Raw genomic sequence first — 21,481 nt, 5'->3', positions numbered from 1 at the left:
AAAATAATTCCTCACCATTTTTTATTAGTTTTTTGCCAACCTTCATTTAACAATTTTTGCCATAATAATCTTGCTTCTTCAATAACAATTTTTTTTCTAGTTTTCATTAATGGAGGATTTTCTCCATGAATTCCCATAATAATTCCTTCTTCAATAAACATATAATCAATAGATTTATCAGAATTATCTCTATCTTTGTAGAAACGCATCACCCCTACAAAATTGGAGTCAATTAACCAGAAATCATTAGTTGTATTCAATAAACCAAAATGAAATTACATTAATAATATGCTTTCCTAACAATTTGCGATGGAAATATTTATTTAGTTTATTCATATTTGATATGTTTTTTCTTTTTGTCTACTTTTTTTCAATTCGCCACGTTTTTTCTTAACCTCAACTCTTTTCTTTTGTGATGCTTTAGTAGGTTGTGTAGATTTTCTTAATTTAAATGGCTTATTTAAAGCATTTTTTATGATTGAACTAAATTTCATTAAAGCTAGCTGCCTATTTAATAATTGATTTCTGTGTTCTTGAACCGCTAAACGTAAGCTATTATTCACTAATTTTTTTTTCAAGTTTTTCTTAAGAATTTCTTTCTGATAATCATTTAATACTTTGGAATCTTCTAAATTAAAAATAATCTCTACTCTGCTTTCAATTTTATTTACATTTTGTCCTCCAGGACCGGAGGATCTGGAAAAGCGCCATTTAATTTCGTTGGATGGGATTACTAATGTTTTAGTAATTTTTAAATCCATTTTTAGTTCCTTTTTGATTTAGATCTTTAGAATCATCTCCTTAATACTTTAAAACATACCTTAAAATTCGATCGGTAAATACTGGGCGGTTAAGTTAGGTAAACCGAAATTCGGTGTAATTGCCGTATCAATATCTTCGGTATTTATCCTTTCATATTTCAAAGAATTATCAGATATTAAATTTGTACTAATTCAAAGGTCACTTATGTATTCAATGTTTGATCTTCTTTTTCAAACACCTTCATATCGCCAAGTATATGTTATTTCCGATAGTGAAATGAAGGAGTTGAAGAAAAATCAACATCAAGAAGAGCTTGATGAAATAACAAAACAAAAAGTAAGACTTGAAGATGCTTTTAAAGCTCAACTAAAACATCTTGAAGAGAGAGAAAAAGAAGTAAAAAAAGAACTTAAAGTACTCTCAGCCTCAAAAGATAAATAATTTATTTTTAGAGAAATTACTTTTTTCAAAGACGGTTAAAAACCGTCTTTTTTAATTCTTAATAGTTTTAAGGTATCTATTAAATCCACAGATTTTAAAAATATTTTCCATAATTAAAAAATGAACAATAATAAAGAAAAAATAAGAATGTTTTTACCTTTTAGTTGGGTAATTTGTGCAGCAATATCTTTTGCTTATATAAATTCACATTTAATAAATACCTAACATAAATGTCTTATCCCTCAAGAGACGAAATACTTTCATCTTCAAAAGGGTGGGTAGCATCTTTTTTAAATTTTCTTCCTGGTTTAGGATCGGGCTACTTATATCAAAGAAGATGGAAACCCTATTTTTTTACCATCACTGCTAGTACTGCATGGTTCGCTTTAGGTATTTTGTTACAAGGTGATTCAGAACCTTCTCAAAATGAACAAATAATTGGAATTTCTGGTCTTTTTTTCATATCAGTAGTCACAGTAATAGAAGCCAACTTGGCTTTCAAAAAAGCAAGTAATAAAACAAAAGCTGAAAAAGAGAAAATAATATCTTCTAACAAAAAAGGATGGTTTAAATAATTCAAATAAATTAGATCTAAAAAAAATTTTTTTTAGTTCTCAGTTTTAAATTTAAGTAAAGTTACCATAATTAAATTTTAAGATAATTTAAAATTTTTTTTAGTTATAAAAAAATAAAATTTCCTTTTCTTTGAGACCTTCCCATCCCGAGTCTATTAATAATTGATTCAATGTTTCCTTATCAAAATGCTTAGAACCCGTTTTGACGCATCTATTTCTCATTGATTTTTTAACACCACTCCTTTGTCTTTTATTCTCTTCATCCATAATTCTGTTGTATAGATCTAGCATTTTTTGAGGGATTGGAGTACCATCAAGATCCACTCCATTTTGAATAGCAAGATCAACAGCCTGCATTCCCATTTTCTTCATATATTAAAAAAAAGCTGGAACTATAATAAAACAAAACTTATTAATCTAAAATTCTTTGAATAATAATTTATTGATTTTGAATTTCCTTAAGCACTCTAATAGCCTCTTTAATGTGTTCAGGACCATTCAATAAATCTCTAAAAATATGCCTAACTGTCCCTTTGCGATCAATAACGTAAGTTACCCTACCATCCATAAAACCTAATACTTTAGGAACTTTAAAAGTTTTCCTAAGAGAGTCATTCTTATCACAAAGTAATGGATATTGTAATTTATTTTTATTAGCAAATGCCAAATGACTTGAGGTACTTCCATTACTTACTCCCCAAACCTGTGCACCTAATACTTTAAATAAGTCATATTTATCTCTAAATCCGCAAACTTCTATAGTGCAACCCGGCGTATCATCTTTTGGATAAAAGAACAAAACAAGGGGATTTTTTAATCCCTTATTTGATCTTTTAACTCCATTTTGATCCAGTAGAGAGAATTCTGGAATTTTATCTCCAATCTGCACAATGATTCTTATAAAGCTCCATATTAGAGGTTAATATGTTTTTTTTGTGGCCTTAAAGTAAATAACTGATATCAAAGTCAGTTTTTTTGTTTTAAAAGATACTAAAAAATTATTGAAATAAACTAAGGTGAATTTATTAATTCAATAATATGGAATTAATAATTTATATTTCTTTATTTCTTATTCTTTTTTTTGGAGTTATTTTTAACTTAAAAATAACTAATTTTAAAAAAGTTAAAGAAATACGAAACAAAGCTAAAGATTATTCAAAAAAGAATAATTAAATATGTATTGTAAAGATTAAAATTCAATTTTTTCATTTGGAGTAAATACTGAGCAATATTTTTTAACTAGGTCCTTTGGCTGATTAGTGTAAGAATTCGTTAATTTTAATTTTAGTTTTTCTATAGCCTCATTAGCATTAATCTCTCCGAGTCGATATCTTGCACACGTATCCAATACTTTAAACATTTTTGTCGTAACAGCTTCAACTGGATAAATTAGAGAAAAAAGGTAAAAAACAACAAATAAGTACTTCATTTTTTTTAAAATAGTAAATATTTAGCGAATAGTTTCAATAATTTAGAAAAAAACTAATTTAGAAAGAGATTTAAATTTAATAGAATAATCTAATTTGAGTAGAATCTAGGATTTCTATAAAATAATAATAAAAGAAATTAAGATAAAATAAGTGATAGTAATAAATAATCTCAGTGAAAATGAGAAAATTAATAGATAAACATAAAACTCTTATAAATTGGTACCAAAAAAAATTCAAATTGAGTGATTATCAATTACTTTGGTTAGTTTTCTTTAAAGGAGTATTAATAACAATAATATTTTTCAATATTTTTTAATATTAAAAAACCTTTTCCGAGAATGAAATTTTCACATGATTTGACTATATTTAATAGTAGATTTCCTAATTAGTTAAATAGTTATCAGTTATGAATATTTTTGGTGTAGGTTTGCCTGAAGTTACTGTAATACTTATCTTAGCTCTTTTAATTTTTGGTCCAAAAAAGCTTCCAGAATTAGGAAAACAGCTTGGTAAAACTTTGAAAAGTCTTAAAAAAGCGTCGAATGAATTTCAAAATGAAATCGATCAAGTTATGAACGAAAAAGATAAAGATGAATCTCCTAAATCTATAGAAAGCAATCAAACCAATGAAATTAATCAAGAAAAAATAGATACAGAAAACAGCAAAAAATAATATCTTGGATAGACCCATAACCCCCATAGACGAATTTGAAAGAGCATTAGATAAAGCAGCTCTAACTAAAGAAGAATATGAATTGATAGACTACATCCGCTATACAAGTGTGTTTACACAACCTAGTCTTATTAAAGATTTAAAAAGGCCATCAAAACCTCCTCTTTTGTCAGTTCTATGTCAAATTTGCAGAAAAATTGGTTCGGAGATGCCAGATCATTTCAAAAAAGTAATTGAGTGGTCAATTGAAATAAGTGATCACAATACAAAATGGGATGCTCATTTAATTTGCGCAGAAGCATTGAACATAGACAAAATCCCATTAAGTCCTATTCATGGAACAACTTTATTTGATGTTCTTGTTGTACACAAAGAATTATTTCTTGGATTTGATTGAATTAATCATCTAAAGGCACAGAATCAGTATCTATAACTTCCGAATCATCATACTTATTTATTTTATTTTCAATCCAGTTATTTATATAACTAACTAAAGGCAATGAACCTCTAAAAATAAAAATAGAGGTAGGCAAAGCGCTTAATAAACCTACTACAGGACTTTTAAAAAGTAATCTCCCGGCTTTTATGTTAAATAAAATAATAAGCGCTGAGGGAACTATAACTTTAACTACTGTTTTGAGCGCCTCAAGCCAACCGACACGATATATCCACCATATTAAAATTATGCCAACTACATAGAGGAATAAGTAAGTCATAAAAATAGTATAATAATTATCTATTTATCTTGTTCTTGCTAAGAAAAAGATTTTATTAATTTCTTTAACATCAATCAATCAAATTCTAGTAATGAGTTTTTCTGAAATAAGAAAATTTTTAATTAAGATGCAATCTGATGAAGAATTAAAAAAGCAGGTTACGACATCCTCTACAGCAGATGATGTAGCACTAATAGGCCAAAGCTTAGGTTATGACTTTTCAGGAGATGATCTCTTAAGATTTAATGGACAAAAAGTTGATAAAGTTACCGTAAGAAAGGTAGATCATCCAGGAGAATACCACTAAATTAAGACTTAACCCATATTGCAAGCCCTCCGCCCCTGCCTCGAGCACATAACCAATTATCTTTAGTGCTAATTCCTACAAGTGAGAAAAAAGGCATTTTTTTATCTTCTGGTTTTTTTAATTCCTTATTAAATACAGGAAAACTACTAATATTAATTTTCAATTCTTCAAAATAGAAAGCCAATAAAGGTCTAATCCCTTTTAATTCTGCGCTGCCTGTAAAAGTAATATTTAATAATCCGAAATTAATTGAATTGTTTATTTCATAATTTATTTGATCCTCTTTATTTTTACTTTTCAATTCGAGTCTTGCCGACAATACTTGAAGAATCGAACTGGGTATATTTTTGATTTCATCTGACTCCTTACCCCATACATACTTAAACTTCCATATTCCTAACAATTCCTCATATACAATTCCGCTACCATTTTTTTGGGAATTTTTTTCTAATAGCTTTATCTCATTAATATCAGGAAAGTGTTTCATAATAGATTTTAATCTAAGAATCAAATACTAAGATAACTTCATAAAAAATGTTCTAAGTTAAAAAATCTCTCCAAAAAGATTTCTTTATTTCAATATATTTCCAAAAAAATAATTTTTTGGCACACATAAGGAACAAGAACTCGTTAGTATGTTTACATAAAGTAACTAAGTCAATGGATTTTATTTCTAAAAGCCAAGGATACATTCCTCTAAAAGCAGTCCCTTATATATTTTTTCTTGCAGTTGTTCTAAGTATTACAACTTCAACAAATACATTTGTCTAAAACGCATTAGTTTTACGAGAAGAGTGAAGTAAATATTTAATGGAAAAGTACGATGTAGTAATAGTTGGTAGTGGAATAGGTGGATTATGCTGTGGTTCGATTCTCGCTTTATCAGGCAAAAAAGTACTGATATGTGAAGCACATACCCAGCCAGGAGGTGTTGCTCACAGCTTCAAAAGAAAAGGTTACACTTTCGAATCAGGTCCTTCATTGTGGAGTGGAATAGGTAAATGGCCGACAACTAATCCCCTTGGGCAAATTCTTAAATTACTTGATGAAGAAGTTGAACTATTTCAATACAAAGGTTGGCAAGTAATTGTCCCAGAAGGCAATTTTAATCTTGATGTTGGGGAAGAACCTTTTAAACAAACAATTAAAACTTTAAGAGGTGAGAAATCTGTTAAAGAATGGGAATCATTTATTTCCGGAATAAAACCTATTAGCCAAATAATAAATGAAATCCCTTTACTCTCATTTTCTCCCGAATCAATAAATCTCTTAGATCTAATAAATTTAACCTCAAAATTTTTACCTAATATCAATCAAATACCAAAAATTAATAAAGGCTTTGGGGATTTAGTAAATAATCATCTAGAGGATCCTTTTCTCAGAAATTGGGTTGATTTATTGAGCTTTTTGATAAGTGGTATGTCAATGCATGATACAAATACAGCTGCGATGGCTACTTTATTTAACGAATGGTTTGAACCAAATTCATACCTTGAATACCCTAGAGGAGGTAGTGAATCTATAGTAAAAGCCTTAATTAATGGATTTAAAAAAAATGGGGGAGAATTAATTCTCTCTTCGAGAGTAAAGACAATTAACTTCAATAAAAATTTAGCAACAGGAATAACTCTAAGTAATGGTTCTAGCTATAGTTGTGAATCTGTTGTCACGAATACTGATATTTGGAATTTAAAAAAGTTAATTCCAAATGAAATTTCAAAAAAATGGAATACAAAAGTTTTGAACCCTAATAAATGTGATTCTTTCCTTCATATACATCTAGGTTTTGATTCTGATGGTCTTGAAAATTTGCCAATACATGCGATACATGTTGATGAGTGGGAAAAAGGTATAACCGCAGAAAGAAATATAGCTGTATTTTCAATCCCATCTGTTTTAGATAAAAATATGGCCCCAGAAGGAAAACATGTTCTTCATGGATATACTCCCGCAAATGAACCTTGGGAAATTTGGGAAAACCTCAATCCAAGGGAATTAGAATATAGAAATTTGAAAGAAGAAAGATGTTCAATATTCCTTAATGCAGTGCGAAAATTCATCCCTGATATTGATGAAAGGATTGATTTAAAGATGCTAGGAACCCCAATCACTCATAAAAAATTCACAAATACCTATTGCGGTAGTTATGGCCCTGCATTATCTGCAGCAAAAGGTCTTTTCCCAGGCTGCAAAACTCCAGTGAAAAATTTATTTACTTGCGGTGCAAGTACATTTCCAGGTATTGGAATTCCTGCTGTTTCAGCAAGTGGCGCTTACGCAGCTGAAAAAATTATTGGTAAAAAAGAATTTAAAACTCTTCTTAAGAAAATAAATTTATGAATCAAGTTCTTTTTTATAACTCTACAAATACTTAGTTAAGAAATAAGAATAAAGAAAGCAAAAACGTTCAATAATGATAATCTTTATCTGAACATAAACTTAACTTATAGCTCTTATATGTTTTTCTTATCAATTCCTCAAGCATGGCATTTAGTTGGCACTTGGTCAGAACAACTTCCAAGCGAGTCAAATCTTATAGGAATGGGCCAAACAGAATTAATGATGACTTTACATTCAATATTCGTTCCTCTCTTACTTGTAATTTCATATTACCTATTCAATAGACTTAATAAAAACGAATCAAAGAAAATTAAAGGATGATAGTTTAAGGTTTATTTAGCTGAACTTCTTCTGACTACTTTTCTACCTGTAGAAGTATCAACTCCGCTTGAATCTTGAGTTTGCGAATTAGTTCCAACATTATCAACATCACTCTTATCCATTTCTGCGCAAACACCTACTACCATGGCAGCTTGCATTTGATCTGGCAAATCTCCAATAGTTAATAAGGCCTTTAAAACTAATTGAAGTCGAGTTTGCCGATCAATTTCAGGTCTTAGTTTTTTTACGGTATTCCAAAGTTCTTGGGTAACTTCTTTTAAAAGTTCTCGATCTACAGCCAAATTAAAACCTTCTTGTATTTCTACTAATCTAACAAAAAATTGGATTTAGTAAAATAATATTCAATAAAAAGATTGTTAGTTAATATTTTCTATCCGAATACAAGTTGCATTTGTTTATGCAATTCATACTTCTCTTGCAAAAGTTCATCTTTTTCATTTTTTTTTAGAGTAAAAGTTCTATAAAATTTTTTTTGAATCTTTATTGGAGCATTTTCAAACTTTGAATTTTTGCTTATTAGAGAATTCCACTCTTTTGAATTAAAAGGGGCATAAGGAGAAGATGAAATCAATTTCATATCTTAATAATACATCTGTACTAATATTAGTACATTTTTACTATATTGCAACACCTGCATCCACTTATCTTAAGTTTAAAGTATCTTCAAAAATGGATTGATTTTTATTATCTAATTTGCAGGAATTATAAGTTTGATAAATGAATAAACGTATCCTGCGTAACTAATTGATCCCTTTTTTTAGTGTCTTAAAACTTTTCTTGCTTAAAAACCTTTTAAGAGGGTTAATTTGTTGAAATTAACATTGACAAGATATATTTAGTGATCCCTCCTATAAAAAGAATAATGAATTTATTAAAAAATGCTTCTTAGTAATTCAAAAAGACTAAAGATCCAAGGAATAATTAAAAGAATTGCTCAAGATAAATCAATTACATTAGAAGAAAGGATATATGTTGAGAAATTTGCACACCATAACTCTACAATTTCTCTTTGGCTGAAAAAAGCTAACAGCTTTAGAAGGAATGGTACAAAAAATGATGGTGGGATTGATAACCTCTTGCAATCATTTGGGATAGATGGACTAGATAAAGAAAATCATTTCAACCCAAATGAAGATGATATATCAGATTGGTTTGGAGGTGCTCCTGGTTGGCTAAGAAGAAGCTAGTTTCATTAATTATTCATTTTACCCAGGCTATCTTACACAAATATATACTCATAAAAGATATAAATACCCAAAAAACCCATGGTATAAATTTAATCGGAACTAAATATTTTTTTGAAAAGGTTTTCATATAGATTTTTCTTTTAGACTATTTCTTCCTTACCGTTTTTGAGAATAGGTTTAATTGCTCTATTTATAAATTAAACAATATTCGAAACCAGAAAGATATTAAATCATTTTAAGTAGATAAGTTAATCAGCCTTAATAATCAAAATCTAAGCAACTTTGTTTACACTGTTGATATTGAAATTTACTATTTTTGCCTCATCACGTTCTGAATCATTCCAATATTTTATAAGTTTTTCTAATTCATCAATCCTCTTTTTGGCATTTGCAATTTTTTCAGTAGTTGTCATATAAAATTTTTATCTATCCAATTAATGCATGAAAAAAAAATATTTCAATGGAAGTAACAATTTTTAGAATATAAATATTAATTTTTGGTTAATTACTTCAATATATTATAGACCTAAAGTGGATGAGTAATTATACTTAAAGAAAAAGGTATTTATGAAGAAATTAAATTCTTTGATTTTGAATAGTACTGTTAACTTCTTAGACTTCATATACTCTGGTAGATCTTTACAAAGATTTTGGGTTTTAGAAGTAATAGCTAGATCTCCTTATTTTGCATTTCTTTCGGTTCTTCATTTTAAAGAATCCTTAGGAATTAAAAATGAAAAAACAATGATTTTAATGAAAGAACATTTTTATCAAGCTATAAACGAAACTGAGCATCTTAAAGAAATGGAAAAAAGAGGAGGAGATAGGTTCTGGATTGATAGATTTTTTGCAAGACACCTTGTGCTTGTCTATTACTGGATTATGGTTTTTTATTATTTTTTCTCTCCAGCTAATGCTTATGACGTCAACATAAAAATCGAAGAACATGCATTTGAAACTTATTCCAAATATTTAATAGATAATCCAAATGATCAAAAAATAAAAGAAATTGCTCAAGATGAATTAAATCATGTCCAAGAACTTAACCAAGCTTTGTCAATGCTTACAACAGTTTAGATTAGTGATGAGAAATCTATTAGCAATATTGAGAGAATCACAGAAGAAGAAATTAATCCTAGGCTAATCATTAATGAGACATAACCTTTTTTTCTAGGCAATTTATAGAAAGATATTCCAATAATTAATATCATTATTAATGAGAAAAATATTATAATTTTTTCATTTACCAAATTGAGATGTATAACTAAATTTTTTTCTTCAAAAAATTCGAGAAATTCAGATAAAACTAATTTTTCTTCTATTTTCTTAAAATAGTCATATGAGCTTATAAAAGCAGAACTTAATAAAGATAATGCAACCAGTACAGTAACTGGTTTTGTTAACCTGTTAAGTGTTCTGTTAAAACTTGCCAATAAAATAAGAATAAATAAAGAGGTTACTAAAGGTATTAAAGGTATAAGAGTTGTTGAATTTATGAAATTTCCCACGGAAATAATATGTATCTACCTTAAAATTTTATATTATTTCGACGCGTTATTTTATTAAATAAGATTTTTTAAAATCTTAAATGTAATTAGTACCTATTGCATTCTGTGTAAATTGATACCAAAATTAAATTAGTATTGAAAATAAAATGCTAGCCATTTCTGAAATTATTATTGCAAGTGCAATCTTCCTAGGAATTGTATATTGGGAAGTTAAATTCCTATATACCAAAACTACTGTAGCGAAATAAATTAAATCAAAACAGGAAAATTAAAAACGTAGAAAATTTAAATAAAATTTAAGAATTTAAGTTGACAAAAAAAGCTCTAAATATGAGAGAATAAACACAAATTTTAATTCCCAATAATGAGCGAAGTCCAAAATTCTAATACTAACTCAACTCAGCAGCAGCAGCAGCAGCAGCAGCAATCTTATTCAGAAAGCAAAATTAATTCTGCTGAGAGCGAAAGGCTTTATCTTGAGATGAAAGAAGCTTGGCTTTAAATTTAATTTGTGTTAGAAATAATTTTTCTATAAACTTTTAAAATTTTTTTTAATTTTGAAGTAATCAATACTTTTTTATTTCCTATACCCTTTAAATTTTACTTAACCGCCAATTAAATGTGTTGAGGAAACTTAAGCAGTTAGAGAAAATTAACGGAAGACTAGCAATGGGAGGGTTGATATATTTAGTTTTTACAAAATTAGTTTCTAGCCGTTCCGATATATTAGACCAACTTAAATCTTATTTAATTTAAAAATTAAATTGGAAACATTATCCAGGAATATTTCTTTCTATATAAGCGTCAGTTAAAGCTAAAATTAACCCCAATAATGTTGAAAATATAGCAATTTCAGTTGTTTCCATTTTATTTTTTGAATTACCTCTAGTTTGCGAAATAATTCAAAGCTCGGCAACAAAGCAAATAACTTACTATAGTACACATATACTATTAACTATTTATTGTGAGCTCGGTAACTCCTGAGTTTCTTTTCGTTAGGTCTGGTGATTATGTCGCAATTAAAAAAGAGAATTGCGAAGATACTAAGGAAAAGAATAAAAATTATTGGGTCGGTCAAGTTATCGACTGTATTGGGGGAGCTAGAAATCCAAATTCATGGACCTTGTTTCAAGTTGCCAATATTGACAATGGAGAGATCACTATAATCAACGCCGATATTGTAGAAAAAATTTTGAAACCTTCTGAAGGTTAAGCTTATGGATAATTTAAAAAACTTCTTTCAGTATTACAGAAACAAAAAATAAAATGTACGCTTTAAAAGAATTCACCCCAGTTCCAAGCAGGCAAGTCCGTATACTTGATTCATTGGGCAGGTAGGTTTAATGCCTTTATACATTCTGTAAGTTCTTGATGTTTCCTCAAATCCCAAACTTGATAAAAGATAATTTGCATAAGGATTCAGATTAGAGCAATCCAATAAGATTTGGGCATCTAAATCACCAACTAACTCCCTTATTAATAATTCAGCAAGTGGTGGAGTATCCGCTAAAAGAGGTCCGATTCTCCAGCCTTGCTCATTATCCTCCAATACACAAGGTCTTATCCTGCCAAATCCATGACACATCCCATTATTATCGACAATTGCACTTACATTACCATGAGAATTTTTCAACCAGTCATTTAGAAAATGAGGTCTGGGACTCGGTTCTCTCTGATCATCATAAATCAAAACCGCTTCAGAGGAAATTTTATTACCTGGGACAACTTTAAAAGAATGAAATTGATCTTTATAGAAATTACTCAATGGCAAATCTTGAGAACCATTTAATTTCCATCGATTTGTAATGGAAGATTTTCTAAACCCCCACTTTGCATAATCATTCAATCTGTCTGGGGCAGCCTCAAGACCAATACAATCAACATTTTTTAAATAATCGAGGGCATGTTTCCATAATCTCACTCCGTATCCATTATTTCGGAATTCTTTTTTAACGATAAATAAACCTATAAAACCATAAGAGGAATTATATTTAATACAAGCAATAGAACCTATAGGCTTATTATCGAGACAAGCTAACCATACCCCTTGTTTATCTGTATTTCTATAAATTGATACGTCATCCATTCCAGGAGAAAATCCTTCTAACCTTGCCCAGTTTGTGACTTCTGGTATTTCATTTATTGATATCAATCTAATTGAAAATTTTGCCCTCATAGAAATATATTAACCAAGAAAAATTTGAATTTTTAAAGGTAATATTAATAAATTTGATTATTTCTCATAAATCATTCACTTTAATTTAAGTGGCTAAAAACCTTAGTTTTTACAATTTATCCTCTGATATATTTAATACTATTCATAGTAATAAAATGAAAATTTCTGATAAATTTCATTTAGATGACATTAATAGATTAAAAAATACAGTTCTCACTGGTAAAACGGAAGATATAAAATGGCGGATCCAACATATCAATATAGTTTCTAAACTTTTGGATGAAAATAAAAAAGAGATAATAAAATCACTTTTTGTTGATTTAGGTAAATCTGAAATTGAAGGGCTTTCAGAAATCCTTTTAGTGAAAGAAGAAATTTCACTCATAAAAAAGAAACTCAATTCTTGGATGCGACCAAAAATTATTGATACACCTTTTTATCTATTTCCATCAACCTCCAAAGTTATTTATGAACCTCTTGGGTGTGTCTTAATTCTTGGTCCTTATAATTATCCATTACTTTATGTTTTAAAGCCCTTGGTAAATATTTTCTCAGCAGGCAATACAGCAGTTATAAAACCATCAGAGAAATGTCCTGCGACCTCAAAACTTATTAAAAAACTTACTTCCAAATATTTCCATAAAGATGTCCTAATGACAGTAGAGGGTAATTATAAACAATCCATAAAATTGATTGAGCAAAATTTTGATCACATATTTTTTACGGGGAGTACTGAAACTGGAAAATCTATAATGAAATTAGCTTCTAAAAACTTAACTCCATTAACTCTTGAGTTAAGCGGAACAAATCCTGTAATTATTTTCAAGAATGCAAATTTAGAAGTGGCTGCAAAAAGGATTGTTTGGGGCAAATTTTTTAATTCTGGTCAATCCTGCATGGCTCCGAATCATATCTTTGTAGATAAAGAAATTGAAAATATTTTTATAGAAAAATTAAAGAAATGCATAGTAAGTTTTTACGGAGATAATCCAATTATTTCCGAAAACTTATCAAAATTAGAGGAAAAGCAATTTACATCAACATTAGAAATTCTCAAACAATATAAAAAAGAAAAAAGAATTTTATTTGGGGGCACTTTTAGTAAAAAAAAGTTGAAAATATCTCCTACGATTTTGAGAACTAATTTAAATGAAACAGATATTTTGCAGCAAGAACTATTCAGTTCACTGCTTCCAGTAATAAGAATCAATGATAAAGAATCAGCTTTAAAACAGATTAATCAAACATCAAAACCATTAGCAATCTACTTATTCGGAGGCAATAAAAAAATCCATAATCATATTTCAAAAGTAACCAGCTCAGGAACAATTTGTATAAATGATGTGATGTTACCAGTCCTGATTCCAAATTTACCGTTTGGAGGCGTTGGGCAAAGTGGTATTGGTAAATTTCATGGCGAAGAAGGATTTCGAAATTTTTCAAATCAAAAATCTATTACTTTTAAAGGTTTTTTATTTGATTCAAATCTGCGTTATCCTCCGTACGAAAGAGTAAAGAAATTTTTAAAGTTTATTTTTCAGCTTTAAATTACTTAATTTATTTTCAAAACCCTAGCGAATTTCTATTAAAGGACTATCTTTAAATAAACAGCGAAGTTAATGAAATTTGTATTTTTAGTAATTGCCATATTTATTAATTTTTTTAATCACTCATTTATAAAATCCGAAGAAAAGATAGATTCAGCAAAAAATAAAATTGAGAATATTGCGAAAAAAGAACCAATTAATGAAGAAAAAACTGAAATAAAAAAATTTCATATAGTAAAAAGTGGGGATACAATTTCAAGTATTTCAAAATTTTATTCAATTAACAAAGATTTAATTATCAAATTAAATAACTTAAAAGATGAAAATTATATCTATGTTGGCCAAAATCTTATCATCTCAGAATCTACCGAAAAATTTACAAAACAAACAGATTTAATAAATAATTACCATATTGTTCAAATAGGTGAAAATCTTACTGAAATATCAAACAAATATGACTTAAAAGTGATCGATCTTGTAGAAATTAATAATCTCAATAATCCGGATTCAATAAAAATTGGGCAAAAGCTTTTATTGAGCAAAAAAGATCCGACAAGTTCGGATAATTATCAAATAACTAACAGTGAAAAAAGTAATCAATTAATTGAATTTGATAAACAAATTTATGGTCCAATAATTATTCAAAGCAAATCTAATAAAACAAGTAAAAATAGAAAAGTTTTAAATGTACTAAATCAAGAAAACAAAAAACTGATCCTTTCAATAAATTGCAATACAAATGAATTAAATGTAAGAATCCCAGGCAGAAAATGGAGGGGTAGTAAGCCTGCCAAAGAAGAGTTCGAAGAGAATTTAATAAAAGATTTTTGTTAGAGTTTTAATTAATATGTGTGAATAATTTGTTTAAGATTATTAATCATAGGTTATTCTTTAAGAAGTCAACTTAAAACTAATGGCAATTTCAAGAGGAGATCTAGTACGCGTAAAAAGACCAGAATCATATTGGTATAATGAAATCGGTAAAGTTGCCTCAGTTGATACTTCAGGTATTAAATATAATTGTGTAGTAAGATTTGATAAGGTAAACTATGCAGGAATAAGCGGTACTGATGGTGGAGCTAATACAAACAATTTTGCTGAAAGTGAATTAGAAAAAGCCTAAATAATTGCCTGAGTTACCTGAAGTAGAAACTGTTCGAAGAGGTTTAGAGCAAAAACTTAATAACTTTATTATTAAAAAAGTAGAAGTTTGTAGGGATTCAACTGTAGCATTCCCTGCCAACAAAGAAGTATTTATTAAGGGGCTTAAGAGCTCGCTTTTATACAAATGGAACAGGAGAGGAAAATATTTAATAGCTGAACTAAAAAAAATTGAAAATGAGAAAATTCAAATTAATGAAAAAGTATCATTAAAACATAATGGATTTCTTGTCGTTCATTTAAGAATGACTGGATATTTCAAGTATATTAATAAACCTACCCCGCCCTGTAAACATACAAGAATAAGATTTTTAGATAAAAATAATAAAGAGCTTAGATACATTGATGTAAGAAGTTTTGGCCAAATGTGGTGGATTAAGCAAGGGTTATCGCCCAATAAAATAATCAGAGGATTAGGCTCATTAGGACCAGAACCATTTTCTGAAAACTTTGATGCAAAATACCTTAGGAAAGTTATTTCAAAAAGAACAAAATCTATAAAAGCTATTTTATTAGATCAAACAATAGTGGCTGGTATAGGCAATATTTATGCTGATGAAAGTTTATACTCGGCTGGCATCTCACCTTTTAGGGAAGCTCAAACAATAAAGAAGAATGAGTTAATAAAGCTCAAAGAATCAATTGTAACTGTATTAAAAAAAAGTATAGGTTCTGGTGGGACAACATTTAGTGACTTCAGAGACTTGGAGGGAGAGAATGGGAATTTTGGTTTACAGACAAATGTCTATAGAAGAACTGGTAAAGAATGTCATAAATGTGGAAATTTAATAAAAAGGCAAAAAATTGCTGGAAGAAGTACTCATTGGTGTCCTAAATGCCAAAAATAAAAAAGGGCTTACTCAAGTGGAGTAAACCCTTTTAAATATTTTTACCTGGCATTGAGCTATTTTCTCAAGGGGCTACCCCCTAAATATTTTCGCCGCTGATGCGTTTCACAACCGAGTTCGAGATGGATCGGAGTGGTTCCACATCGCCATGAACACCAGGATAGTGTGAACCTTGAGAACTGCATAGAAAATTATATAAATTAAAAACAATAAATTAAGTTTATTTGGTCAAGCCCTCGGTCTATTAGTACTCCTCCGCTGCACTTGTTACCAAGCTTCCACGTAGAGCCTATCAACGGGTGTTCTTCCCGTGACCTTACTGGCTTAAGCCATGGCAATACTCATCTTGAGGTGGGCTTCCCACTTAGATGCTTTCAGCGGTTATCCACTCCGCACATGGCTACCCAGCGTTTACCGTTGGCACGATAACTGGCACACCAGAGGTGCGTTCCTCCCGGTCCTCTCGTACTAGGGAGAAATCCTCTCAATATTCCTGCGCATACACCGGATATGGACCGAACTGTCTCACGACGTTCTGAACCCAGCTCGCGTACCGCTTTAATGGGCGAACAGCCCAACCCTTGGGACCGACTTCAGCCCCAGGTTGCGATGAGCCGACATCGAGGTGCCAAACCTCCCCGTCGATGTGAACTCTTGGGGGAGATCAGCCTGTTATCCCTAGAGTAACTTTTATCCGTTGAGCGACGGCCCTTCCACGCAGAACCGTCGGATCACTAAAACCGACTTTCGTCCCTGTTCGACTTGTAGGTCTCACAGTCAAGCTCCCTTCTGCTTTTGCACTCAACGACTGATTTCCAACCAGCCTGAGGGAACCTTTGTGCGCCTCCGTTACCTTTTAGGAGGCGACCGCCCCAGTCAAACTGCCCATCAGATACTGTCCGCTTCCCGGATAACGGGCAAGCGTTAGAACCCTAGCTCTAAAAGAGTGGTATCTCACCGATGACTCAATAGTACCCACAAGCACTATTTCAACGTCTCCCACCTATTCTGCGCATTCAGAGCCCGAGCACAATATCAAACTACAGTAAAGCTTCATAGGGTCTTTCTGTCCGGGTGTATGTAGTCCGCATCTTCACAGACAATTCTATTTCGCCGAGCCTCTCTCCGAGACAGCGCGCAAATCGTTACACCTTTCGTGCGGGTCGGAACTTACCCGACAAGGAATTTCGCTACCTTAGGACCGTTATAGTTACGGCCGCCGTTCACCGGGGCTTCAGTCGCCAGCTTCACTAAAAGCTAACCAGCTTCCTTAACCTTCCGGCACTGGGCAGGTGTCAGCCCCCATACATCGTCTTGCGACTTAGCGGAGACCTGTGTTTTTGGTAAACAGTCGCTTGCGCCTCTTCACTGCGACCAGCTCTCGCTGGCACCCCTTCTCCCGAAGTTACGGGGCCATTTTGCCGAGTTCCTTAGAGAGAGTTATCTCGCGCCCCTCGGTATTCTCTACCACCCCACCTGTGTCGGTTTCGGGTACTGGCATTTGTGTCTTAACGAGTGTAGGGCTTTTCTTGGAAGCATGACATCACCAACTTCGCTGCCGTAGCAGCTCGTACTCACGCCTTAGCTCAAGATGTTTTCTCCATCTCTCAAAGCCTCGAACGCTTGAACCAGTAACCAACATCTGGCCTGGTTAGCCTTCTCCGTCCCCCTTCTCAAAACACATCTGGTACAGGAATATTGACCTGTTATCCATCGACTACGCCTTTCGGCCTCGCCTTAGGTCCAGACTAACCCTCCGCGGACGAGCCTGCCGGAGGAACCCTTAGGGTTTCGGGGCATGGGATTCTCACCCATGTTTTCGCTACTCAAGCCGACATTCTCACTTCTATGCTGTCCACGTCCGCTTACGCTAACGCTTCACCCTACATAGAACGCTCCCCTACCATAAATAAATTTATCCGCAGCTTCGGTATAACGCTTAGCCCCGTTCATTTTCGGCGCAGGATCGCTCGACCAGTGAGCTATTACGCACTCCTTTGAGGATGGCTGCTTCTAGGCAAACCTCCTGGTTGTCTGGGCAATCCCACCTCCTTTATCACTTAGCGTTAATTTTGGGACCTTAGCTGGCGGTCTGGGCTGTTTCCCTCTTGACTATGGAGCTTATCCCCCACAGTCTGACTGCCTAGTTACACACAGGGTATTCAGAGTTCATATCGATTTGGTACCGCTTTCGCAGCCCGCACCGAAATGGTTGCTTTACCCCCCTGCTGGAGCACTAGACGCTACGCCTCAACGTATTTCGGGGAGAACCAGCTAGCTCCTGGTTCGATTGGCATTTCACCCCTAACCACAGCTCATCCGCTGAATTTTCAACTTCAGTCGGTTCGGACCTCCACTTGGTATCACCCAAGCTTCATCCTGGCCATGGTTAGATCACCAGGGTTCGGGTCTATAAACACTGACAAACGCCCTATTAAGACTCGCTTTCGCTGTGGCTCCACCATTTCCGGTTTAACCCGCCAGTGCCTATAAGTCGCCGGCTCATTCTTCAACAGGCACACGGTCACCCGATTAGTCGGGCTCCCATTGCTTGTAAGCTCACGGTTTCATGTTCTATTTCACTCCCCTCCCGGGGTTCTTTTCACCTTTCCCTCGCGGTACTGTTTCACTATCGGTCACACAGTAGTACTTAGCCTTACGAGGTGGTCCTCGCAGATTCACACGGAATTCCACGTGCTCCGTGCTACTCGGGATACAGCTAGGTCAACTCATCTTTCGATTACGGGGCTTTCACCCTCTGTGGCACGCCATTCAAACGTTTCTTCTAGACTTATTGATCCATATTGCTGTCCCACAACCCCGATAGTCAAGACTATCGGTTTGGGCTGTTCCCCGTTCGCTCGCCGCTACTGAGGGAGTCGTTATTTACTTTCTCTTCCTCCAGCTACTAAGATGTTTCAGTTCGCTGGGTTAGCTCGCACCAACCTATATATTCAGTTGGCCGTACATGGGGTTGCCCCATTCGGAAATTCCCGGATCAAAGTGTGCTTCCAACTCCCCGAGACTTATCGCAGGTAACCACGTCCTTCATCGCCTCTGTGTGCCTAGGTATCCTCCGTGAGCCCTTTGTAGCTTGACCAATAACTTCAAAATTGAAGCATCAGCTTAATAGAATTGTTATTAATGCATTCGCACAAATAAAAAATCTGCATCATTAAAGATGCTTATTGTCTTTAAAATAATCTATGCAGTTGTCAAGGTTCTCTGAAAACAATGAAATAAATTCAATGAGTCCAGCATCTTAATGATTTCATTAGGAAGCTAGATTCGTTCAGAATTTGATCACAACTCAAAATGTTTCCTATTACAAATTATGGCAGAGGTGGTAATCAGTGGAGGTAAGCGGACTCGAACCGCTGACATCCTGCTTGCAAAGCAGGCGCTCTACCAACTGAGCTATACCCCCAACATAGAGATATGGGCCATCCTGGACTTGAACCAGGGACCTCACCCTTATCAGGGGTGCGCTCTAACCACCTGAGCTAATGGCCCAGGAAAAATAATGGGTGTGACCTAGAAAAACTTAGGAAATGAAAATCTTAATAAATTAAGAATGTGAGATACCGATCGACCTAAGGTGACAAAATAATAATTTTAAACATTTTGTTGTCTCCCTGTTAGGAGGTGATCCAGCCGCACCTTCCGGTACGGCTACCTTGTTACGACTTCACCCCAGTCATTAGCCCCACCTTCGGCGTCCTCCTCCACAAGGGTTGGAGTAACGACTTCGGGCATGGCCAACTTCCATGGTGTGACGGGCGGTGTGTACAAGGCCCGGGAACGTATTCACCGCAGTATGCTGACCTGCGATTACTAGCGATTCCTACTTCACGTAGGCGAGTTGCAGCCTACGATCTGAACTGAGCCACGGTTTATGGGATTTGCTAGCTCTCGCGAGTTTGCTGCCCTTTGTCCGTAGCATTGTAGTACGTGTGTAGCCCAGGGTGTAAGAGGCATGATGACTTGACGTCATCCACACCTTCCTCCGGTTTATCACCGGCGGTCTTTCTAGAGTGCCCAACTAAATGCTGGCAACTAAAAACGTGGGTTGCGCTCGTTGCGGGACTTAACCCAACATCTCACGACACGAGCTGACGACAGCCATGCACCACCTGTCACTGCATTCCCGAAGGCACCCTCAAATTTCTAAGAGGTTCGCAGGATGTCAAACCCTGGTAAGGTTCTTCGCGTTGCATCGAATTAAACCACATACTCCACCGCTTGTGCGGGCCCCCGTCAATTCCTTTGAGTTTCACACTTGCGTGCGTACTCCCCAGGCGGAACACTTAACGCGTTAGCTACGACACCGAAGGGGTCGATTCCCCCGACACCTAGTGTTCATCGTTTACGGCCAGGACTACAGGGGTATCTAATCCCTTTCGCTCCCCTGGCTTTCGTCCATGAGCGTCAGTAATGGCCCAGCAGAGCGCCTTCGCCACTGGTGTTCTTCCCGATATCTACGCATTTCACCGCTACACCGGGAATTCCCTCTGCCCCTACCATACTCAAGCCTTTCAGTTTCCACTGCCATGATGGAGTTAAGCTCCACGCTTTAACAGCAGACTTGAAAAGCCGCCTGCGGACGCTTTACGCCCAATAATTCCGGATAACGCTTGCCACTCCCGTATTACCGCGGCTGCTGGCACGGAATTAGCCGTGGCTTATTCCTCAAGTACCGTCATATCTTCTTCCTTGAGAAAAGAGGTTTACAGCCCAGAGGCCTTCGTCCCTCACGCGGCGTTGCTCCGTCAGGCTTTCGCCCATTGCGGAAAATTCCCCACTGCTGCCTCCCGTAGGAGTCTGGGCCGTGTCTCAGTCCCAGTGTGGCTGATCATCCTCTCAGACCAGCTACTGATCGAAGCCTTGGTGAGCCATTACCTCACCAACTAGCTAATCAGACGCGAGCTCATCCTCAGGCGAAATTCATTTCACCAGTAGGCATATGGGGTATTAGCGGTCGTTTCCAACCGTTATCCCCCTCCTGAGGGCAGATTCTCACGCGTTACTCACCCGTCCGCCACTAACCCGAAGGTTCGTTCGACTTGCATGTGTTAAGCACGCCGCCAGCGTTCATCCTGAGCCAGGATCAAACTCTCCGTTGTGTTCAAATCCTTTTGTAGATAAATCTACTCAATTTGAATTGCTTTATCCAAATAAAAACTTCAGTATTTGTATTTAGTTTCAGCCTCCTTAAATTTTAAGGATTACATTGAGTGCACATTAAATATTTATAAAGTGACTTTCCAAGATCTCAGATCCGTTTGCATCAAAGCCATAAGTTAGCAATTGATGACATTTTTATATACTCTTGACGGGACCTCACACCTTTATTGCATGTACATCTTGAAATAACCAAAAAAATTTAGTTATTCTTGACGCAATAAAAGCATCAGTTCCTAAGTTTTTAAATTTTCTAGGTGCAGAGTTAAACAACAAGTGAGTAACTC

General features: G+C 34.0%; 27 protein-coding genes, 2 tRNA genes and 3 rRNA genes. 15 read left to right on the top strand and 17 right to left on the bottom strand.

Annotated features, from left to right (window positions below; translation table 11 throughout):
- Positions 1-11 precede the first annotated feature (11 nt).
- Together EW14_RS01970 and arfB are read right to left on the bottom strand one after the other, a co-directional pair.
- A complete protein-coding gene (locus EW14_RS01970; RefSeq protein WP_025891419.1) occupies positions 12-260 on the bottom strand; it encodes a DUF1651 domain-containing protein in 249 nt (82 codons plus the stop codon).
- Positions 261-332: 72 nt separating this feature from the next.
- A complete protein-coding gene (gene arfB, locus EW14_RS01965; RefSeq protein ID WP_042849839.1) occupies positions 333-761 on the bottom strand; it encodes an alternative ribosome rescue aminoacyl-tRNA hydrolase ArfB in 429 nt (142 codons plus the stop codon).
- Positions 762-966: 205 nt separating this feature from the next.
- Between arfB and EW14_RS01960 the strand changes: the two genes are divergently transcribed.
- Together EW14_RS01960 and EW14_RS01955 are read left to right on the top strand one after the other, a co-directional pair.
- Complete coding sequence (locus tag EW14_RS01960; RefSeq protein WP_042849838.1) at positions 967-1,203, top strand: hypothetical protein; 237 nt, start codon at positions 967-969, stop codon at positions 1,201-1,203.
- 230 nt (positions 1,204-1,433) lie between these two features.
- Positions 1,434-1,778, top strand: a complete 345-nt coding sequence (locus tag EW14_RS01955; RefSeq protein ID WP_042849837.1) for a hypothetical protein — start codon at positions 1,434-1,436, stop codon at positions 1,776-1,778.
- A gap of 99 nt (positions 1,779-1,877) precedes the next feature.
- On the opposite strand, the gene EW14_RS01950 is transcribed toward EW14_RS01955, so the two are convergent.
- The 3 genes from EW14_RS01950 to EW14_RS01940 form a co-directional block, all read right to left on the bottom strand.
- Entirely contained in the window at positions 1,878-2,150 is a 273-nt protein-coding gene (locus EW14_RS01950; RefSeq protein WP_002808213.1) for a DUF4090 family protein, read from the bottom strand.
- Positions 2,151-2,217: 67 nt separating this feature from the next.
- The gene (locus EW14_RS01945; RefSeq protein WP_081925722.1) at positions 2,218-2,667 is read right to left on the bottom strand and encodes a peroxiredoxin; all 450 of its coding nucleotides are present in this window, start codon (positions 2,665-2,667) and stop codon (positions 2,218-2,220) included.
- A gap of 300 nt (positions 2,668-2,967) precedes the next feature.
- Positions 2,968-3,207 carry a hypothetical protein gene (locus EW14_RS01940; RefSeq protein WP_042849835.1) on the bottom strand — a complete coding sequence of 80 codons (240 nt, stop codon included), beginning with the start codon at positions 3,205-3,207 and terminating at the stop codon, positions 2,968-2,970.
- A 407-nt stretch (positions 3,208-3,614) separates the two neighbouring features.
- On the opposite strand from EW14_RS01940, the gene EW14_RS01935 reads away from it, so the two are divergent.
- Complete coding sequence (locus EW14_RS01935) at positions 3,615-3,881, top strand: TatA/E family twin arginine-targeting protein translocase (RefSeq protein ID WP_042849833.1); 267 nt, start codon at positions 3,615-3,617, stop codon at positions 3,879-3,881.
- Positions 3,882-3,885: 4 nt separating this feature from the next.
- Positions 3,886-4,278 carry a hypothetical protein gene (locus tag EW14_RS01930; RefSeq protein WP_002806001.1) on the top strand — a complete coding sequence of 131 codons (393 nt, stop codon included), beginning with the start codon at positions 3,886-3,888 and terminating at the stop codon, positions 4,276-4,278.
- A 1-nt stretch (position 4,279) separates the two neighbouring features.
- Here the strand turns inward: EW14_RS01930 and EW14_RS01925 are convergent, their stop codons facing one another.
- A complete protein-coding gene (locus EW14_RS01925; RefSeq protein WP_042849832.1) occupies positions 4,280-4,597 on the bottom strand; it encodes a hypothetical protein in 318 nt (105 codons plus the stop codon).
- A gap of 91 nt (positions 4,598-4,688) precedes the next feature.
- Here EW14_RS01925 and EW14_RS01920 point away from each other — a divergent pair, with 91 nt between their 5' ends.
- Positions 4,689-4,904 carry a Nif11-like leader peptide family natural product precursor gene (locus tag EW14_RS01920; RefSeq protein ID WP_042849831.1) on the top strand — a complete coding sequence of 72 codons (216 nt, stop codon included), beginning with the start codon at positions 4,689-4,691 and terminating at the stop codon, positions 4,902-4,904.
- A 1-nt stretch (position 4,905) separates the two neighbouring features.
- Here EW14_RS01920 and EW14_RS01915 read toward each other — a convergent pair whose 3' ends face one another.
- Positions 4,906-5,391 carry a hypothetical protein gene (locus tag EW14_RS01915; protein WP_042849830.1) on the bottom strand — a complete coding sequence of 162 codons (486 nt, stop codon included), beginning with the start codon at positions 5,389-5,391 and terminating at the stop codon, positions 4,906-4,908.
- Between the two features lie 323 nt (positions 5,392-5,714).
- Between EW14_RS01915 and EW14_RS01910 the strand changes: the two genes are divergently transcribed.
- Positions 5,715-7,244: an NAD(P)/FAD-dependent oxidoreductase gene (locus tag EW14_RS01910; protein WP_042849829.1), complete on the top strand. Its 1,530-nt coding sequence runs from the start codon at positions 5,715-5,717 to the stop codon at positions 7,242-7,244.
- A 117-nt stretch (positions 7,245-7,361) separates the two neighbouring features.
- Entirely contained in the window at positions 7,362-7,565 is a 204-nt protein-coding gene (locus EW14_RS01905; RefSeq protein WP_025931386.1) for a hypothetical protein, read from the top strand.
- A gap of 11 nt (positions 7,566-7,576) precedes the next feature.
- Here EW14_RS01905 and EW14_RS01900 read toward each other — a convergent pair whose 3' ends face one another.
- Both EW14_RS01900 and EW14_RS01895 read right to left on the bottom strand, forming a co-directional pair.
- On the bottom strand, positions 7,577-7,867 hold the full coding sequence (locus EW14_RS01900; protein WP_025894015.1) for a TIGR03894 family protein: 291 nt from the start codon (positions 7,865-7,867) through the stop codon (positions 7,577-7,579).
- An 89-nt stretch (positions 7,868-7,956) separates the two neighbouring features.
- On the bottom strand, positions 7,957-8,163 hold the full coding sequence (locus EW14_RS01895; RefSeq protein ID WP_042849827.1) for a hypothetical protein: 207 nt from the start codon (positions 8,161-8,163) through the stop codon (positions 7,957-7,959).
- A gap of 301 nt (positions 8,164-8,464) precedes the next feature.
- On the opposite strand from EW14_RS01895, the gene EW14_RS01890 reads away from it, so the two are divergent.
- Complete coding sequence (locus tag EW14_RS01890; protein WP_025890437.1) at positions 8,465-8,773, top strand: hypothetical protein; 309 nt, start codon at positions 8,465-8,467, stop codon at positions 8,771-8,773.
- A gap of 272 nt (positions 8,774-9,045) precedes the next feature.
- On the opposite strand, the gene EW14_RS10180 is transcribed toward EW14_RS01890, so the two are convergent.
- Entirely contained in the window at positions 9,046-9,186 is a 141-nt protein-coding gene (locus EW14_RS10180) for a hypothetical protein (RefSeq protein WP_197049602.1), read from the bottom strand.
- A 154-nt stretch (positions 9,187-9,340) separates the two neighbouring features.
- Between EW14_RS10180 and EW14_RS01885 the strand changes: the two genes are divergently transcribed.
- Positions 9,341-9,850 carry an alternative oxidase gene (locus tag EW14_RS01885; RefSeq protein ID WP_025894013.1) on the top strand — a complete coding sequence of 170 codons (510 nt, stop codon included), beginning with the start codon at positions 9,341-9,343 and terminating at the stop codon, positions 9,848-9,850.
- Here EW14_RS01885 and EW14_RS01880 read toward each other — a convergent pair.
- A complete protein-coding gene (locus EW14_RS01880) occupies positions 9,847-10,281 on the bottom strand; it encodes a hypothetical protein (protein WP_042849825.1) in 435 nt (144 codons plus the stop codon). The two genes, EW14_RS01885 and EW14_RS01880, sit on opposite strands and share 4 nt — an antisense overlap.
- Before the next feature lie 364 nt (positions 10,282-10,645).
- On the opposite strand from EW14_RS01880, the gene EW14_RS10175 reads away from it, so the two are divergent.
- Both EW14_RS10175 and EW14_RS01875 read left to right on the top strand, forming a co-directional pair.
- The gene (locus tag EW14_RS10175) at positions 10,646-10,783 is read left to right on the top strand and encodes a hypothetical protein (protein ID WP_197049601.1); all 138 of its coding nucleotides are present in this window, start codon (positions 10,646-10,648) and stop codon (positions 10,781-10,783) included.
- Between the two features lie 462 nt (positions 10,784-11,245).
- Positions 11,246-11,494, top strand: coding sequence for a DUF3104 domain-containing protein (locus EW14_RS01875; protein ID WP_042849824.1), 249 nt, complete (start codon positions 11,246-11,248; stop codon positions 11,492-11,494).
- 72 nt (positions 11,495-11,566) lie between these two features.
- Here EW14_RS01875 and EW14_RS01870 read toward each other — a convergent pair whose 3' ends face one another.
- Positions 11,567-12,457 carry a GNAT family N-acetyltransferase gene (locus tag EW14_RS01870; RefSeq protein WP_042849823.1) on the bottom strand — a complete coding sequence of 297 codons (891 nt, stop codon included), beginning with the start codon at positions 12,455-12,457 and terminating at the stop codon, positions 11,567-11,569.
- A 155-nt stretch (positions 12,458-12,612) separates the two neighbouring features.
- On the opposite strand from EW14_RS01870, the gene EW14_RS01865 reads away from it, so the two are divergent.
- From EW14_RS01865 to EW14_RS01850, 4 genes are all read left to right on the top strand, one after another.
- Positions 12,613-14,004, top strand: a complete 1,392-nt coding sequence (locus tag EW14_RS01865; protein WP_042849822.1) for an aldehyde dehydrogenase family protein — start codon at positions 12,613-12,615, stop codon at positions 14,002-14,004.
- 72 nt (positions 14,005-14,076) lie between these two features.
- Positions 14,077-14,838, top strand: coding sequence for a LysM peptidoglycan-binding domain-containing protein (locus tag EW14_RS01860; RefSeq protein WP_042849821.1), 762 nt, complete (start codon positions 14,077-14,079; stop codon positions 14,836-14,838).
- Positions 14,839-14,917: 79 nt separating this feature from the next.
- Positions 14,918-15,127, top strand: a complete 210-nt coding sequence (locus EW14_RS01855) for a photosystem I reaction center subunit IV (protein ID WP_011817817.1) — start codon at positions 14,918-14,920, stop codon at positions 15,125-15,127.
- 4 nt (positions 15,128-15,131) lie between these two features.
- Positions 15,132-16,013, top strand: a complete 882-nt coding sequence (locus EW14_RS01850) for a DNA-formamidopyrimidine glycosylase (protein WP_042849820.1) — start codon at positions 15,132-15,134, stop codon at positions 16,011-16,013.
- Between the two features lie 43 nt (positions 16,014-16,056).
- Here the strand turns inward: EW14_RS01850 and rrf are convergent.
- The 5 genes from rrf to EW14_RS01825 form a co-directional block, all read right to left on the bottom strand.
- A 5S ribosomal RNA gene (gene rrf / locus EW14_RS01845) occupies positions 16,057-16,173 on the bottom strand.
- Positions 16,174-16,237: 64 nt separating this feature from the next.
- Positions 16,238-19,113 (bottom strand): 23S ribosomal RNA (locus EW14_RS01840).
- Between the two features lie 254 nt (positions 19,114-19,367).
- A tRNA-Ala gene (locus EW14_RS01835) sits at positions 19,368-19,440 on the bottom strand.
- Between the two features lie 12 nt (positions 19,441-19,452).
- Positions 19,453-19,526 (bottom strand) — tRNA-Ile (locus EW14_RS01830).
- Positions 19,527-19,651: 125 nt separating this feature from the next.
- Positions 19,652-21,136, bottom strand: a 16S ribosomal RNA gene (locus EW14_RS01825).
- The 16S, 23S and 5S rRNA genes sit together here with 2 tRNA genes alongside, the layout of an rRNA operon.
- Positions 21,137-21,481 lie beyond the last annotated feature (345 nt).

The sequence above is a fragment of the Prochlorococcus sp. MIT 0604 genome (assembly GCF_000757845.1).
Lineage (GTDB): Bacteria > Cyanobacteriota > Cyanobacteriia > PCC-6307 > Cyanobiaceae > Prochlorococcus_A.
Note: the sequence above shows the minus strand (reverse complement) of the source record. Positions and strands in the feature narration are given on the sequence as shown.

What these genes read in the sequence shown, in the direction of transcription:
- arfB (WP_042849839.1), bottom strand. Translation starts at nt 761, where the DNA reads ATGGATTTAAAAATTACTAAAACATTAGTAATCCCATCCAACGAAATT.
- EW14_RS01960 (WP_042849838.1), top strand. Translation starts at nt 967, where the DNA reads ATGTATTCAATGTTTGATCTTCTTTTTCAAACACCTTCATATCGCCAA.
- EW14_RS01955 (WP_042849837.1), top strand. Translation starts at nt 1,434, where the DNA reads ATGTCTTATCCCTCAAGAGACGAAATACTTTCATCTTCAAAAGGGTGG.
- EW14_RS01950 (WP_002808213.1), bottom strand. Translation starts at nt 2,150, where the DNA reads ATGAAGAAAATGGGAATGCAGGCTGTTGATCTTGCTATTCAAAATGGA.
- EW14_RS01940 (WP_042849835.1), bottom strand. Translation starts at nt 3,207, where the DNA reads ATGAAGTACTTATTTGTTGTTTTTTACCTTTTTTCTCTAATTTATCCA.
- EW14_RS01935 (WP_042849833.1), top strand. Translation starts at nt 3,615, where the DNA reads ATGAATATTTTTGGTGTAGGTTTGCCTGAAGTTACTGTAATACTTATC.
- EW14_RS01925 (WP_042849832.1), bottom strand. Translation starts at nt 4,597, where the DNA reads ATGACTTACTTATTCCTCTATGTAGTTGGCATAATTTTAATATGGTGG.
- EW14_RS01920 (WP_042849831.1), top strand. Translation starts at nt 4,689, where the DNA reads ATGAGTTTTTCTGAAATAAGAAAATTTTTAATTAAGATGCAATCTGAT.
- EW14_RS01915 (WP_042849830.1), bottom strand. Translation starts at nt 5,391, where the DNA reads ATGAAACACTTTCCTGATATTAATGAGATAAAGCTATTAGAAAAAAAT.
- EW14_RS01910 (WP_042849829.1), top strand. Translation starts at nt 5,715, where the DNA reads ATGGAAAAGTACGATGTAGTAATAGTTGGTAGTGGAATAGGTGGATTA.
- EW14_RS01905 (WP_025931386.1), top strand. Translation starts at nt 7,362, where the DNA reads ATGTTTTTCTTATCAATTCCTCAAGCATGGCATTTAGTTGGCACTTGG.
- EW14_RS01895 (WP_042849827.1), bottom strand. Translation starts at nt 8,163, where the DNA reads ATGAAATTGATTTCATCTTCTCCTTATGCCCCTTTTAATTCAAAAGAG.
- EW14_RS01890 (WP_025890437.1), top strand. Translation starts at nt 8,465, where the DNA reads ATGCTTCTTAGTAATTCAAAAAGACTAAAGATCCAAGGAATAATTAAA.
- EW14_RS10180 (WP_197049602.1), bottom strand. Translation starts at nt 9,186, where the DNA reads ATGACAACTACTGAAAAAATTGCAAATGCCAAAAAGAGGATTGATGAA.
- EW14_RS01885 (WP_025894013.1), top strand. Translation starts at nt 9,341, where the DNA reads ATGAAGAAATTAAATTCTTTGATTTTGAATAGTACTGTTAACTTCTTA.
- EW14_RS10175 (WP_197049601.1), top strand. Translation starts at nt 10,646, where the DNA reads ATGAGCGAAGTCCAAAATTCTAATACTAACTCAACTCAGCAGCAGCAG.
- EW14_RS01870 (WP_042849823.1), bottom strand. Translation starts at nt 12,457, where the DNA reads ATGAGGGCAAAATTTTCAATTAGATTGATATCAATAAATGAAATACCA.
- EW14_RS01865 (WP_042849822.1), top strand. Translation starts at nt 12,613, where the DNA reads ATGAAAATTTCTGATAAATTTCATTTAGATGACATTAATAGATTAAAA.
- EW14_RS01860 (WP_042849821.1), top strand. Translation starts at nt 14,077, where the DNA reads ATGAAATTTGTATTTTTAGTAATTGCCATATTTATTAATTTTTTTAAT.
- EW14_RS01855 (WP_011817817.1), top strand. Translation starts at nt 14,918, where the DNA reads ATGGCAATTTCAAGAGGAGATCTAGTACGCGTAAAAAGACCAGAATCA.